At 41.5% G+C, this 16,672-nt stretch carries 8 protein-coding genes; 3 read left to right on the top strand and 5 right to left on the bottom strand.

Annotated features, from left to right (window positions below; translation table 11 throughout):
* Positions 1-2: 2 nt before the first annotated feature.
* Positions 3-422, bottom strand: a complete 420-nt coding sequence (locus tag AC570H_RS18305) for a cobalamin B12-binding domain-containing protein (RefSeq protein ID WP_497357509.1) — start codon at positions 420-422, stop codon at positions 3-5.
* 638 nt (positions 423-1,060) lie between these two features.
* Here AC570H_RS18305 and AC570H_RS18300 point away from each other — a divergent pair.
* Positions 1,061-2,719, top strand: a complete 1,659-nt coding sequence (locus tag AC570H_RS18300) for a glutamine--tRNA ligase/YqeY domain fusion protein (protein WP_497357507.1) — start codon at positions 1,061-1,063, stop codon at positions 2,717-2,719.
* A 317-nt stretch (positions 2,720-3,036) separates the two neighbouring features.
* Here the strand turns inward: AC570H_RS18300 and AC570H_RS18295 are convergent, their stop codons facing one another.
* The 4 genes from AC570H_RS18295 to AC570H_RS18280 form a co-directional block, all read right to left on the bottom strand.
* Entirely contained in the window at positions 3,037-3,540 is a 504-nt protein-coding gene (locus AC570H_RS18295) for a hypothetical protein (RefSeq protein WP_497357505.1), read from the bottom strand.
* A gap of 3 nt (positions 3,541-3,543) precedes the next feature.
* On the bottom strand, positions 3,544-6,987 hold the full coding sequence (locus tag AC570H_RS18290; protein ID WP_497357503.1) for a DUF6443 domain-containing protein: 3,444 nt from the start codon (positions 6,985-6,987) through the stop codon (positions 3,544-3,546).
* Positions 6,988-6,993: 6 nt separating this feature from the next.
* A complete protein-coding gene (locus AC570H_RS18285; RefSeq protein WP_497357501.1) occupies positions 6,994-10,353 on the bottom strand; it encodes a hypothetical protein in 3,360 nt (1,119 codons plus the stop codon).
* A gap of 586 nt (positions 10,354-10,939) precedes the next feature.
* Positions 10,940-11,773 carry an N-acetylmuramoyl-L-alanine amidase gene (locus AC570H_RS18280; RefSeq protein WP_497357499.1) on the bottom strand — a complete coding sequence of 278 codons (834 nt, stop codon included), beginning with the start codon at positions 11,771-11,773 and terminating at the stop codon, positions 10,940-10,942.
* A gap of 128 nt (positions 11,774-11,901) precedes the next feature.
* On the opposite strand from AC570H_RS18280, the gene AC570H_RS18275 reads away from it, so the two are divergent.
* On the top strand, positions 11,902-13,581 hold the full coding sequence (locus AC570H_RS18275; protein ID WP_497357497.1) for a DUF8614 domain-containing protein: 1,680 nt from the start codon (positions 11,902-11,904) through the stop codon (positions 13,579-13,581).
* A gap of 254 nt (positions 13,582-13,835) precedes the next feature.
* Positions 13,836-16,283 carry a TonB-dependent receptor domain-containing protein gene (locus tag AC570H_RS18270; protein WP_497357495.1) on the top strand — a complete coding sequence of 816 codons (2,448 nt, stop codon included), beginning with the start codon at positions 13,836-13,838 and terminating at the stop codon, positions 16,281-16,283.
* Positions 16,284-16,672: the final 389 nt, after the last annotated feature.

Genomic DNA, 16,672 nt, shown 5'->3' with positions numbered 1-16,672 from the left:
GCTTAAAAATTTCGATTTGTAACTACCCAATTTTCAATGTATGCTACGATGGTGTTCATCGGGGTGCCTGGCGCAAATAGTTCGCCCACGCCTATTTCCTGTAGCTTTTTCATATCGCCTTCGGGAATAATGCCTCCACCGGTTAACAATACATCGTTGAGTTCTTTCTTTTTCATGATTTCTACAATCTTCGGAAAAACGGTCATGTGCGCACCCGAAAGGATAGAAATTCCGATGGCATCTACGTCTTCTTGCAGGGCCGTATTTACTACCATTTCTGGCGTTTGGCGCAAGCCCGTATAGATGACCTCCATTCCGGCGTCGCGCAGCGAGGTAGCAATTACCTTGGCGCCACGATCATGCCCATCTAAGCCTACCTTTGCCACTAAAACACGGATGGGCCTATTCAATGTCTTGTTCATATTTGATTGTAAAATTCGATGTAAATGTAAAGAATTTAGCCGTTTTATCAGAAACTCTTTAAAAATGTGACCCTACTCTCCTCTATCAACTTAAATGCCTTATATGATGAAAAGCTAAGGGTTTGACTGTTGTAGATAAAAATTAACCATATTAGGCCTATTAAAATGGCGCACATCGCTATATGGTTTTTCACCACCTAAGACACCTCAGGAGTTTTGTCATTCCGACACTAGGAGAATCTATTTTGGAATAGATCCCTGCCTACCGCAGCCAGGCTTCGCTTCACTCTCCGAAGGAGTCTTTTGGACAGGATGACAAAAACTTTAACATATAGGACACTGTTCCTCGCCATATAAGGCCATATAAGAACAATTAAAGCTTATGCGCCTTGCCCTTAGGCGTACTTAGCCTTCTCAGGTGGTGAAAACAGATCTATGTGAACCTTTGTTCCCTATGTGGTTAAATAAACCTGATTTATCATCACATAAAGCATATATGGGCAAATAAGGCTTGTGCCTCTGCCCCAACTCGCGCTTAGCCTTCTTAGGTGATGAAAGTACAACTAATGAAACTGTTAAAAAAGCCAGAAAAATAGCCTCATTCTTCGTAACTTTGACGTTTTAACACAGCTAATTTTATGAGTGAAGAGAAATCATTGAACTTTATTGAAGAGCTAATAGAGAATGATTTAAGCAGCGGAAAATACGAAACCCTGGTTACCCGTTTTCCGCCAGAGCCCAATGGATACCTACATATTGGCCACGCAAAGGCCATTTGCCTCAATTTTGGGTTAACCCAGAAATATGGTGGCTATACCAATCTGCGTTTTGACGATACCAATCCGGTAACGGAAAAAACCGAATATGTAAACAGCCAGCAGGAAGACATCCAATGGTTGGGTTTCCAATGGAAAAACGAACTCTATGCTTCTGATTATTTTGATCAGCTACATGGCTTTGCCGTAAAATTAATTGAAAAAGGCCTGGCATATGTTGACCATAGCACGGCCGAAGAAATTGCCACTCAAAAAGGTACGCCTACTGAACCGGGTACGCCAAGTGCCTACAGAGACCGTAGCGTAGCTGAGAATCTGGATTGGTTTGCCCGCATGAAAAACGGCGAACTGCCTGATGGTGCCTGCACGTTGAGGGCTAAAATTGATTTGGCCAGCTCAAACATGCTGATGCGCGATCCGATTATCTATCGCATTAAACATGCCCACCATCACCGTACTGGAGATGCCTGGTGCATTTACCCGATGTACGATTTTGCACATGGCCAAAGCGACAGCATCGAAAACATTACGCATTCGATCTGTACTTTAGAGTATGTAGCGCACCGCGAACTGTATGATTGGTTTATCGAAAAATTAGAAATTTTCCCTTCTAAACAATATGAATTTGCGCGTTTAAACCTTACTTATACCGTCATGAGCAAGCGCAAGCTGCTGCAATTGGTTAACGAAGGTTTGGTGAGTGGCTGGGACGATCCGCGCATGCCTACCATTAGCGGTTTGCGCAGACGTGGCTATACACCTGAGAGCATCCGCGAGTTTTGTGAGCGCATCGGGATTGCCAAACGCGAAAACCTGATTGAGTTGAGCTTGCTGGAGTTCTGTATCCGTGAAGATTTGAACAAGCGTGCCAACCGTGTGATGGCTGTATTAGATCCGATTAAATTGGTGATTACCAATTATCCTGAAGGACAAGAGGAAACTTTAATTGGCGAAAACAATCCTGAGGCAGAAGATAAAGGTGGTACCCGCGAAATTCCTTTCAGCAATGAACTATGGATCGAGCGCGAAGACTTTATGGAAGAGCCTGCCAAAAAATGGTTCAGGCTGGCACCTGGTGCTACCGTGAGGTTGAAGCATGCCTATATTGTACAGTGCAACGACTTTAAGAAAGACGAAAACGGCAATGTAACAGAAGTTCATTGTATTTATATTCCAGAATCGAAAAGCGGTTCTGATACCAGTGGCATCAACGTTAAAGGAACCATCCATTGGGTAAGCGTAAAACATGCACATACGGCCGAGGTTCGTTTGTACGACAGGTTGTTCTCTGTAGAGTCGCCAGATGGCGAAGAAGGCGATTTTAAGGATTACCTGAACCCGAACAGCATGGAAGTTATAAAAGAGGCTTATATCGAGCCTTATTTGGCCAATGCAAGCACTGGATTGGGCTATCAGTTCATCCGCAAGGGCTACTTTAGCTTAGACAAAGATTCGACGCCAGGCAGGCTTATTTTTAACCGTACGGTTGGCTTGAAGGATTCGTTTAAAGTGAAGGGGTAGTGCGTATTGAGCAGTGCGAATTGCGACGAGCCATAAGCGTTAACTTACCTTATAAAAAAGCTCCCATCTTGTTGATGGGAGCTTTTTATTTTTAAACCTTTTTGAGCGCTCGACGTATTTTAAAATCAGATATTTCACTTAAACAAAATACGCTATAATAGATTTAAAGCTTTCTTTTATTTGGCTCATTACACAGGGATGTTTTTTCTTTATAGCAAAACTGCTATTGTTATGATTATCTTTCTCACTCTTACCCTAATCGGCAAGATTTGCGCCAGATGAGTTATAAGTCTTTTAAGATAATCTTTTGCTATTATCTAGTTTACACTTCTTAAAGATACTGAAACCCCTTTCCAATCAATGGTATCATGTTTGTCGAAATATTGAAAAACCTCCGATGCATCATATAACTTAGGTTCTTTTTGAAACCCAATTGAATGTATATAATTTAGGTAGCCCTGATAATCCATAAATCCGCGAACTAAGTGATTCTTGGGAATGATTACAAACCAAGCCGAATCGGCTTCTTGTCCATCTAAAATCGTTTCTTTGCCATAAATGAAAATAACAGAATCAACAATGTTAATATTTTTGGCGCCCGGCATATTTAAAGGTACGTCAGACGTATCAATGGTTGCAGCAATCCAGTAATTTTTTTTGGAGGAAGTAGTTAGTTCATATGGTTTAATAAGCGGAATTCGCCCATAATCAATTCCACCCTTATCAGTATAAAATCTATCTACATGTCTATCATGTTCAGGATCATTTACACAGCCTGTTAGGCATGAGATCGTTATTAGCAATAATATATACAGTTTCATTTTTTATGGTTTAATAGTTTCAGTCCAGTTCGCCTGGGTTTTCATATCCATACTTCCTCCAATAACCCCATGATATAGCGTACCTGTTAGAAAGCTAGCGATATTGTAATTAGCTGATCTGCCTTCCTGTGGTGTCAAATCAAGTTGATCCGACGTGCTAAATCGTACAACTATAGTTCCATCAGCTTTTACTACGGCATCCGCCGTGACAACTGCATGTCTAATCGCCCATGTTAAAGTGTTTGTAGTTACGTTCCATTTGTTACCATTTTCCCATTTCCCCCCAAACTCTACACCTTCTACAAAATGAACTTTTTTAAGCTTAGGATTAGATTTTAAATATTTTATTAGATTTTTCTTAAATTTAACCATTCCAGGATCTTTTTTCAATTTCTCTAAGAGACCACCTGTAAATTGTGTTTGATTTCTATGAAGATTGGAATTTACCAATAGCATAAAAAAATTCGGGGAATTGCTCGGAACATCAAAATAATCTAATGCCTTTGCTGCTAGTTTTTTGACGGGTGCACCATGTGTCCACATTAAAAATCTTTCGAAACCACGCCCTAAACTACTACCGGTTATATTAAGTGTTGGCAGATTATGAACTTTAATCGTATCCAATCCAAGCTTATCGGAGAACAAAATCGGATTATTCACGCAAAAAACATAAGGGGATGTTCCTTGGGACATATCTGCCAATGGATCTATACTGTTCCATCTTGCAATCACCGGATCATAAAATCTTGCCCCGTAATCATACTGGCCCAAGTCCATCTCTACCTGCTTTTCTTTACCACTATACTTGTACTGGTTAGCTGGACTTGGGCTCAAGGTATTGCCCGGATTCATTTCTAAACCAAAAGCATAATAATCCTGTATTTGCACAAAATCACCATTTTGTTTGATAGCTGCACGGGTATTGCCCAAATGGTCTTTTAAGAAATATTCGTAGGAATAGCTTGAACCTGACACGGCTCTGCCCTCTTCCGTTAGGATAAAGTCTATAGTTCCGTTGCTGTATTGGATGCCGTCTGCATAATCGGTTACCTGACTACCATATTGTTTCCTCAGTTTGTTGCCCATGGCGTCGTAGGTATAAACCAAGCTTTCTCCCGTGGTGCTCTTGCTTATGGTTTGAGGTAAATCGAGGTCATTATAATCGATATTGGTAATCCCAATCCTGCTGTTGGTTTTTTGGTTGCCATTTACATCATAGGTGTAGATACTCGATTGACTTGCGGTTCCCCCATCTGCAACGGCATCCAGCCTGTTGCCCGTATAGGCATAGCTCAGGCTGTTCAAGTAGCCACTTGCACTATTGGTTCTTTTCAGGTTAGCAATATTACCCATTACATCATAAGTCAGTTCTTCATTAAACTTAGCCGAAAGATTTGGATTGATATAATCCGCCTTTTGCAACCTATTTAACGCATCATAGTTATAGGTATAACCTTGTAGATTCTGGTTCAATCCTGAACCTCCTGGCACTTTGGTTTGCCAACTTATGGAACCGATGTTGCCGTTAAAGGCATCGGCCTTGTTGGCATAATTCAATGTCATCCCAAATACCTGGGTTGCTTTAACATCAGCTGGGTCATTAATACTTGCCAACCAGCCACGCTCATTATATTTATAACCTACCTCTTGCACAAATGTAGTTCCATCAACACTATGCAGGTTTTTCTTCCATACCTGCCCCAGTTCATCATAATCTATTTTGTTGAGGGTTACTTCTTCCTGTCCGTTGATCGATTCGAAAGAAGCTTTCTTCCTGCCCATATGGTCGTATTCGTAACGGTTAGCAATGGTAGTGGTAGTGCTATTGGCAATGTGTGTCCTTGTGCTTGATGTAAGTTCTCCTATAAAACTATAGCTGTTTATGGTTTCATCTGTACCATTCAAATAATTGCCAGATTTAGAGCGAACGATGCGTCCCTCTTCATCATAATAATTGACAGTCAACAGGAAAGTTGATGAACCCAACACATTTACTTTTACGCCAGTTGGCAATCCTTTTGTACGTCCTGCTGTCATCTCGCCTGTTAATGGAGCCCCAAAAGTATTGCCGGCAAAATCATAGCTGTCATAATAGCTTTTGGTATAAAACATTGTAATTCCTCTAGGGAAAGCATTGTCGGTATAATCGGCATTCGCAGGCCGTTCTTCCCAAAGCGGGTAGCTGGCTAAATCGGCATCAACTGTTCCCTGCATGGAGCTGCGGCCGGCACTATTGGTGTAGGGTCCGGTTACCACCGTTCTTCCCAATGCATCATATTTGGTAAATATCCATTCATTGTTCAGTCTTTGCTTGGCATCCTGTGTAAGCACCAGCTGGTTCAAATCGTTATATACCATGTATTCCCAGCCTTTGCCCGGAATTTTCTTCTCGACCAGTCTTCTTCTGCCATCGTAGTGATAGCCATAGATAAATTGCTCGAATAACGGATCTCCTTCTGCAAACGAAGAAAGACTGGAACCATTTTCGTTTACTGCCGGAGGCAGTACATAGCGCAAATTGCCTAAATCATCATAGACATAATAAGTGCTCAGGCTCTTTGTGCCTGTCTCCCATACCCGTTTCAATACAACTTGTCCATCCAAATCTTTAAATTCTTCCGTAGTCCCCTCCTTGCCCTTGTCAAGACTCCAGTTCTCGTCTTTAAGAACTGTTTTATGGAGCCTTCCTTCCGCATAGGCACTAGCTAAAGCTCCATTTCCAGATGAGTTTATTATCCAAAACTTTACTTCCCCACTTTCGTTTAAGAGATAATCGGTCTTGATGGTATGCCCGTTTACACTTCCTGGTATCGGTTGCCAGTCGGCTCCAGGCGCCCCCTGTTCTTTTGGGCGATTTAGAGGGCTGTTTTCAAACACAGTAGCCGAATATGGATTAACGGTGTTTTTGATACTGCTTGTTGACGATTGCGTATTATAAAATGTTGGCTGTGCAGATAGCGCATCTGTACGGTAAGTACCCAAAGTCCCTGCTACTGTATAAGGCTGGTACTTTACCGCCTCCCTACCATAAACATCATAAACAACTGGTTGGACTAAATCCTTAAAAGAAGGGCTCCCCTGTACCATTACGGTTTGGAGAGGCCTGCCAAGTCCGTCCATATACTGGATGGTCTCGTTTATTTCACAGGTTGTGCGGCCGTTAAGATTTGTAGGGTCTATACCTGGTTTTTTGAATATCCGAGTTAGTACATAGTTCTGATTGGTACTTGGCGCGGAGGAAAGCAAATTACATTCTGAATAACTGGCATTTACATAAACCCTTAAATTGTTGCCATAAGGCACATAGAAGCCATCGGTCAGGGTAACGCTGCCCGTTGCCTTGATTTCTGATTGACCGGAATAACTCGAATAAGTAAGGTGTTGAGCTACGGCTAAATTGGCCGCCAAGGCCAAAAAGAATAGGATAATCGTTCTGATACTTTTCATGGAGCGTTAGTGTTTGTAGTTGTAATCGAAGCTTTTAACAATGTTACCATCTTGGTCTTTGATATACTTTAACCGATTTAGCGTATCATACTCGTAAAAGGTCGTTAGTCCCTTTGCATCCGTACTACTGGTCATACCTACTAGCGGCTCATAGGTATAAGTAATTACTTCTGCATTTTTTGGGTAGACCTTAAAGTCTTGTAATCGCCCATAATTGTAAACTTCTATAAATAAATCACCATCTACATTGGTAAACTCCAATCGTCTTAATTTCCAAGCGCCCTTGGTTCTAATTACTTCATTTGAAATAATGTTGATGGTACTGCTAGTTGAGGTAAATAGAAGCTCTCCATCATTTTCCCAGTAAGACAGCACATAGGTTTTGGATGCTTGAAGAAGCATACCATAAGTGTTCATCACCCCAATTTGGCTCTGTAAATTGACTACGGGAGCGGGCAAAGGAGCACTCAAGTCATAATAATCATATTCAAATCCTACAGGACTTTCCAAATAACCATAAGCATACCAAGAAGAAGTACCCAAATCAGCCACACTAACCTCTGTTAATGGTGCATTTTTAACTTGGGCAACAGGATATTGCTTGTTATAGCCCCATATATAACTCATTTTTGGACCAGAAGGTTCTGAAAGCTGAACGGGATTGCCTGCTATATCGAAGTAATCGTAATTGATTTTAGCCTTATAAGTTCCGTCAGGCACAAAAGCTGTAGAGGTACCATTTGGAGGAAGAGTTCCAGCAACTCTATTCGCAAATTTAAAAGAAGACAAGGCATAGGGAGCAGTAAATTCGGCTATTTTGTCTTGGTCTTTTAAACCTTTACCTCCTGTTTTATATATGGTCAACGTACCTGACACTAAATTTTTGCCATTTCCATTATCTACATAACTTACCTGTTCAATTGGATAAGCTAATAAGTGGTTGGTTACCATATTGTCTATAAATGTAGTACCCACAGGATAGTCTAAAGGAAATGATGTAACCGAGATAGCCGTTTTGCCATTGCTCTTTTTGCTTTCCTGCCTTGTCAACTGATAATGATTCGGATTATCATAGTAATAATTTACGGTATCAGTCAATGGGTTTAAACCGTTTTGGTCATACTGAGTGGTTATCGATCGCTTCAGTTGTACCAACCCGCTCGACATGCCTGATTTGGCAAATAAATAGCGCCTAGGATTATACTCTCTTGGACGAAACAGCTTAAACGATGGCACAAAATCTATCAGCTTTCGTGTATAATCGAAAGTCTCCGATTTCAAAAGTACACCCGCTTCTGAATAATAACTTTTACCTGTTTCCATCCCTCTTTTCCAGCTATTGTCTACCATATCGGGATATGGCCACATTGAACTCACCACAGATTTGGTCACCCAATCTGAAAAAACTGGTAAAAGGTCATCTACCAATTCTGAAGAAAAAATACCATTCAATAATTGGATTTCACCTATTCCTTCCGAATAACCATCATCTCCATCATAGTCGGGATAGGAGCTGCTGTCAAAATTGGTTTGCACATAGCCATTGCCTGGTTGTGTAACTTTTACCATATCATAACCGCCTTGCGAACCTTTACCCAAAACTGCCTGTGGCGTCACCGTTATCTTAAGGTAGTCTTGGATTAAAAAGATATCATTACTTGAAGGCAGATCAAACATGACTAACTCTTCTTTCTCTGGCATATTAGATATAGAATTAGGGTAATGATATTTAGCCTCCATTATTTCATAATAAGAACTTTCTGGATCTATATTTGAATAGCCTTCATAAGTATAAATACTTTCTTGTGGCAACCCATTTAATGGATGGGTTTTTATCCTTTTTATCCGAACCCCTCCTATATTATAATCAGCTTTGTAATTAGACTCAAATTCAAGATCGGTATAACCTCCTGTTGGATAAACAATCCGATTGAGCATTCCTGCCTTCATAGCCGCCGTATCTGGAGTTCTAGTTGCTGGTGGCAAAGTGGAACTAATAGTTCCTCCTAGTGAGAAAAAATCAAGAAAATGCATATACCATTCGTTGGTACGGAAATACACAGAATTATTAAAAGGAAATAAATGAGTATTGCTGCTGTAATTAAAATACCCCCAATGATCTTGCTGAGGTGAAAGTCGGTAAGGCAAGGTATAAGGATCGTCGGTATTCGGATTATTATCTCCCAGATAGCTGAACTTATAGGCAGGCTGCATCGGCAAATCAGCTGCTGAGAACTCTTGTACCGAATCAAGCCTTAAGCGATAATTGAGGAACTGGTTGGCATTTATATTGGCCATATTATACTTGCGCGTATTGTTAGCTTCAAAATAGCCTGTAAAAAGCTTCACTTTTTTGAGGACAGTGTTGTCGGGTTTTCTCACAATAATTTGGTCCATGGCAGCTGTACTTGGATTGCTGTACAAGTCCAAACGTCCAGTTGTCTTGTAGAGAAAATCAATAGAACCGTTATTACTCACAATTTTAGTTAAACGCAGTTCTTGCGTTTGGTTACCATAATCGGGGCCATCATGTATAGGATTAACCAACGGTGCAACAGTAATTAAACGGCCTTGGGATACCGGAAGAATAGTATAATTTTTTCCTGATCTGATCGGATGGATAATACCTCCCTTTGAGGTGTATTGAAAGGTCGCCACATTTCCAGTTGGCGAAGTAATACTTGTCAAGTACCAAGTAGAGATTACTGTTCTCGAAAAATCAGGCGAGGCCCTAGTTTCAATATTGTTAAAACGGTAAATCAATCCTTTTTCATCCTTTATGGTAAAAATCTTGCCATAAGGGGCGTTGTTTTGCCAGGTAATTTCCAGTCCTTCTCTTTTTTGGAGCACCGCATTCCCATTTTTATCAAAGAAAAACTTACCTGTGCGTCCATTAAAGTTAAAAATGAATAAATCGGGCTCTAAATCGAAAGTTCCGGTTACAATTGAGGGTAAATAGTTCTGATCAATAAAGGCACCAACATTTGCATAAGAATTTACGCTCTGCATTGGAATTTCTTTTCTTGTAGAAGCTTCGTCTTCGATCCCTTTTACTACTCTTGTGATCATGCCACCGGCATTTAATGACCATGATAAACCTACATCTGACGCTTCTTCATCAATTTTAACGCCTCCCCCATGGTAAGACAGCGAAACGCCCACGGAAATTTCATGATCGGTAAGCGTATAAATAGGGATACTGATATTGGGCACACCAGTGTAGAGGCCTACTGGCACATCACCATATTTACCTAGCGAATAGGCATTGGGAGCAGGCGGAACATAGCTTGGAAGTTTGAACTGCGCAAAGCACAGACCCACAGTTGCCCATGAGAGCAACAGCAACGAGAACGTTTTTTTCATCATAATTTAAGAAGATTGTGGAGGCATTAAAGCGTTACCTTTTGATGCCGGCTATAAAATTAGTCTATGTTTTTCAAAGGAAAAAATTTTAGTGCAAACAATAGTTTTTGCAGGACGAACGTATGGAATCTCAGGATGAACATGCGTTCTGGCTGGATATTACGATTCCAAGAATAGGACTTTTATGTCTTTTTATCGAAGCCCTTTTGATGAGATTCTGCGTGAAAAGACTTGAAGTGCAAAGAGTGTTAAGCGAGTTGCGATTGGCGTTAAACGTTGGGGTCTAAATAGTAAACATCTCAGTCCAAATCAGATTCATACTACTCATCTTCGACTCTCCTTTGGACTTTGTTTATTTTCGTTAAAGTTAAAAAACAAAACGACGAACAAGAGTCGAACGAGACTCGAACAAAACTACTCCCAAACACGAAGCCGTGTTTTCTTTTTAATTAATAGTTTTTCTCTTTGGCTAATATTTAATTCGAGCTTCTTGTCAATAGATGCATCAATGATTTCTTGATATTTTTTAACCGCTTTCTCCTATGTTTTAAGTAAGAAAAAAGCCCTTCAAATTTGAGGGCTTCTTGGTTTACAAATACTTCTTATACACATTATACAAAATCAGCTTGTCTATTTCCGTTAGCTTTTGCGAAATATCGTCTTGCACAAAGTGGATTTTAAAGGCTTCGATGGCATAATTCAAATTCTTTACGTTATACCCGATGATGCGTAGCGCATTGGTGGTGTCGAAATCGGCTGGTGGCAGCTGCAATACATCATCATACCAATAGCCGAAGCCCTTTTTGGCCAATATTTTCCAAGGGAAGTTTTTAGGATCGTTTTTACGTCCAGGGGCATAATCTGCATGACCGATAAAATTGGCGGTTGGAATGTTGTATTTCTTTTTCAGCGTGGCCAAGAGCGCACATAAGCTTTTGATCTGCGCATTGCTAAACACATCTGTGGTCCCGTTATTATCTAGCTCGATGCCGATAGATGAAGAATTGAGATCGGTATCATTTCCCCATTTACCAGCTCCCGCATGTTGCGCACGCAGGTAGTCGTTCACCATATGTACTACTTTTCCATCTCTGCCTATCACATAATGTGCGCTTACCGCCGTACGGGCAATGGTAAAGGTTTTAAGGGTTTGTTCGGTAGAATCCTGCGCGGTATGGTGGATCACCACAAAATTAGGCTTGCGCATGCCCATATTTACCGTACCTACCCAAGACTGTTCGTTGTTTAACGAATCAATGGTTTGATTTTCTGGTGGCGCAGCCTTGATTACCTCAGAAAAGCCTTTGGCCATATTTTTATATACCTTGTTTGTCGCGGCATATTTGCTGCTGCTGCAATTGGTTAGCAAAAGCACGCAGGCAACAAGAGCGGCAAGTTTGGAGTGGGTGGGTCTAATGAACATCGTTTGTATTTTAAAGAGTAAGAATGAGTTAAGCTCGCGCTCAAATCTAAATTACGTGGGTTTATATTTTTTGCTAATTTAGTAGATTGATATAAAACGACGAACAATTTTTAGTAACATAAATGCGTATGCGGATTAAACCTATACATCAAACCATGGCTCTATTGGTGAGCCTTTCTCTTACTGCTGGCCTTAGCGCCTGTAACCAGACCGAAAAAGCCGGAACAGACACCAGCACAAACAAGGCAAAAGACAGCCTGCAGGAATATGTAGACCTCCGATTAGCCGCTTACGAAAGGGTAAAACTAACCACCAACCTTAACCAGTTGAGCGCCAACGAGCGCCAAGTGTTGCCCTTGTTGATCCAGGCCGCAGAGATCATGAACGATCTTTTTTGGAAACAGGCCTATCCGCAGCGCGATAGTTTGCTGAACACCATTAAAGACCAGAAGACCCGAGATTTTGTAATGATCAATTATGGCCCTTGGGATAGATTAAATGCCGAAAAGCCTTTTGTGATGGGCGTTGGTCCAAAATCGGAAACTGGTACTTTTTATCCGGCCGGGATGACGAAAGAGCAACTGGAAAAATCTGATGTAAAAGACAAATTTGGCCTATATTCTGTCATCAGAACCGAAAAAGACAAATTGATCTCGGTACCTTACCATGTCATTTTTGCTTCCGAACTTCAAAAAGCAAGTTCGTTGTTGAAGCAAGCCGCGTTGATTACCGATGATCCTGGATTTAAAAAATACCTGAATCTCAGGGCCGATGCCTTGGTAACCGACGACTACAAGGCTAGCGATTATGCCTGGTTGGATATGAAAACCAACGGCTTGGATATTATTATTGGTCCGATAGAAAACTACGAGGATAAATTGTTCAATGCACGCGCCGCTTACGAATCTTATGTGCTGGTAAAAGACAAGGTATGGAGCAAGCGCTTGGCCAAATATGTGCAAATGTTACCCGAACTGCAAAAAGGTCTTCCGGTAGCCGCCAATTACAAAAAAGAGGTTCCCGGAACCGACTCTGAGCTGAATGCCTATGATGTGGTTTATTATGCCGGCGACTGTAATGCGGGCTCCAAAACCATTGCGGTGAACTTGCCAAACGATGAAACCATTCAGCAGCAGAAAGGAACCCGCCGTTCGCAATTAAAGAATGCCATGCAGGCCAAGTTCGATAAGATCTTGGTGCCAATTGCCAAAGAATTAATAGATAAAGACCAACAGCAATACATCAAATTCGATGCTTTTTTTGCCAATGTAATGTTTCACGAAGTGGCGCATGGATTGGGCATCAAAAACACGATTACCGGCAAGGGAACCGTACGCTCGGCTTTGAAAGAACAATATTCATGGCTAGAAGAGGGCAAAGCTGATATCTTGGGCTTATACATGGTTACAGGCTTGCTTAAAAAAGGCGAATTGACTGGCGATATCAAGGATTACTACACCACTTTTATGGCCGGTATTTTACGTTCGGTACGCTTCGGCGCCTCAGAAGCCCATGGCAAGGCCAATATGCAGTGCTTTAACTTTTTTAAGGAAAAAGGCGCCTTTGAAAGATCGGCCAATGGCACCTATCGTGTAAATTTTGATGCTTTTGCCAAGGCGATGAACGAACTGAGCAATTTCATTATTACGCTACAGGGCAACGGTGATAAAAATGCAGTTGAAAAAGCCCAAAAAGAGAAAGGAATCATTCAGCCAGAACTGCAGGCAGATTTAGATCGCCTCAGCAAAAAAGGCATCCCTGTCGACTTGGTTTTTGACCAGGGAGCTGATGTTTTGGGCATGAAATAACAAAAAAATAATTTCTGAATAAAAGCCTGTGTAGTTGCACTATACAGGCTTTTTTCATGCCAAAATATCGTTAAAGTTAAAATTTAAGCGGTTTTTCTGTAACCTTTTAGACTTTCGTCTCGTCTATAAGACAACAAACTAATTAAAGAGCCTCCGGCTTTTTGAACTAAATAAAATTTATGGATTGAAAAAAATTGCGTGCGAACGCAATGGAAAATTTTTGTCCCTATTTTTTGAACCTTAAACAACACAAAATGAAAACTATTTACTCACTATTCCTTGTTTTTTTATGTTGCTGCGTGGGCAATATGGCGCTGGCGCAAGAAAAAGCAGCACAGGGAACCATTAACGGAACCGTACTAGACGATCAAAACAAACCTATAGATTATGCCACCATCGGTCTTTTTAAAACCGCCGATTCTGCTTTGGTAAGAACGGCATTGACCACTCCCGATGGCAAGTTCCAATTCTTGAACATCAGCGAAGGAAGCTATTTCATTAAAACAAATATGATGGGCTACGAAATCTATAAAGGAAAACCTTTCGTTTTGTCGGCAGAGGGCCAAAACTTAGCGACCATCAAGCTGCAAGCCAACAGCAAAACCCTGAATGCTGTAAGTATTACTACCACAAAGCCCTTGATTGAAAGAAAGGCCGACAAACTGGTAATGAACGTAGAAAACAGCACCGTGGCCGTGGGTTCTAACGCTTTAGAGGTCTTGCAAAAAGCACCTGGTGTAAGCGTTGACCAAAACGACAACATCTCTATGCAGGGCAAACAGGGGGTATTGATCATGCTTGATGGCAAACAAACCTACATGAGCAATGCCGATGTGGCCAACCTGCTCAGAAACATGCAAAGTTCTGAATTGGAAACCATCGAACTGATTACCAATCCCTCTTCAAAATACGACGCATCGGGTAACTCAGGCATCATCAATATCAAAACCAAGAAAAGCAAAAATGGCGGTACCAACGGAAATTTGAACCTTACCGCTGGCTATGGCAAAAACTTTAGGGGAAATGCAGGCCTGAGCCTCAACCATAGGACCAAAAATGTAAACGTATTTGGCAATTATAATTATGGCCAACAGGGAAGGGATAATTTATTAGATATCGATCGAATTTCTAACGGCACAAATGGCAAGCCCGATACCTATTTTATGCAGGTTGGCGACAGCTATCGCAAGAGCCGCAACAACAACTTCAAAGCAGGCATCGACTTCTTTATCGACAAGAAAAACACCTTAGGCGTTTTGGTAAACGGCTATTTTAACAATGGCAACGAAACCACCGATAACAATACCATCATCGGCCCATCGTTTAACCAAATCGACTCTACCTTATTGGCCAAAAGCATACAGACCAACAAATACAACAACGTTTCTTACAACCTGAACTATAAATCTATTTTAGATACCGCCGGACAAGAATTTTCTGCGGATGTAGATTACTCTAGATTTAACGGAAACGATGGTTCTACCTATGATAATACCTATCGCTTTGCCAATGGCAGCCTGATCCGCCCTACGGAATACACGCGTAACGGAACACCTTCTAAAATAGAAATCAAGGCTTTTAAATTGGATTATACCTTGCCCATCAACAAAACCATGAGGCTGGAGGCTGGCGCGAAAAGCAGCTGGGTCAAAACCGACAACAACCTCATTGCAGAGGCCTACCTTAGCAATGCATGGACCAACGATGTGCGTCGCAGCAACCGTTTTGTCTACGATGAAAACGTAAATGCAGTATACAGCAATTTTAACAAGCAGTTTAAAAACACTACTATTCAGGTTGGTTTAAGGATGGAACAAACCAATTCTAAGGGCAACCTGATCACCACCAACAATGTGGTTGAACGCAGCTATTGGGATTTCTTTCCTACCTTCTTCCTGCAGCAAACCCTATCGGAAAATAACCAGGTTGGTTTTTCTTACAGCCGCAGGATAGACAGGCCAAGCTACGATGCCTTAAATCCATTTGTTTATTACCTTGACCAGTATACCTACAACAAAGGAAACCCATTCTTAAACCCACAGTACACCCACAGTTTTGAGGTATCTTACACCTTTATGCAAAAGTACCTGTTAAGTTTAAGCTACAGCCGCGTAAACGATGTAATTGCCGAAGTGCTTTTGCCAGATGCGGCGCAAAAAGCATTATACCAAACCAATGCCAATATTGCCAAGAACATCAGCTATGGGGCCAATTTAAACGTTCCTGTAAAAGCAACCAAATGGTGGAGCATGAACAACAACCTGAATGTATTTTACTTGAGCTTCGAAGCGCCCGATTTAGCCGGACAGCCTTTAAAAACAGGAAAAACCTCTTTTCAGTTTAAATCGCAGCAAAGCTTTATCATTATGGACGGCTTAACAGCAGAGCTGTTTGGCAGCTACGAATCTCCGTTGGATTATGGTACTCTGAGCCTGGGTTCGCGCTACTCTGTTGATGCTGGCATCAGCAAGGCATTATTGAAGAAAAAGGCAACGCTAAAACTAGCCCTGAGCGATATATTCAATACTTATGAAACGAATTTGAAAAGCGCCTATCCTGGATTGAAATACACGGTATACCAAAAAAACGAGAGCCAAATTGGAAGGATCAGCTTTAGCTATCGTTTTGGAAAGAACGAAATCAAACCCGCCCGCCGTCGCTCTACCGGTACGGAAGATGAGCAAGGCAGGATGAAGAATTAGGCGTTGAGCGATAAGCGTTTGGCGTTGCCACGAAGCAATCTATCTAGCGATAGGTTGCTTCGTTGTTTTAAAGAAAAGTGATTGGTGTTTGGCGTTTAGCGATGATAACTTCGAAGCTAGAGAAACATTATCCCCCTTTGGAGGGGGCAGGGGGAGGAAAACAAGCCCCTGTTAATTAAACCCGATAGCAGTGAAACGGATAGCGGGACTGCAGCACCCAAGCATTACTGACTTTCATTTCCAAAATCAATGGCTAGCGTTTGGCGATTGGCGTTTAGCGCCGATGAACTAGAAGCTAGAGAAACATTGTCCCCCTTTGGAGGGGGCAGAGGGAGAAAAACAAGCCCTTGTTAATTAAACCCGATAGCAGTGAAACGGATAGCGGGACT

The organism is Pedobacter sp. B4419 (genome assembly GCF_059693725.1).
This window is presented reverse-complemented; position numbering and strand designations above follow the sequence as displayed.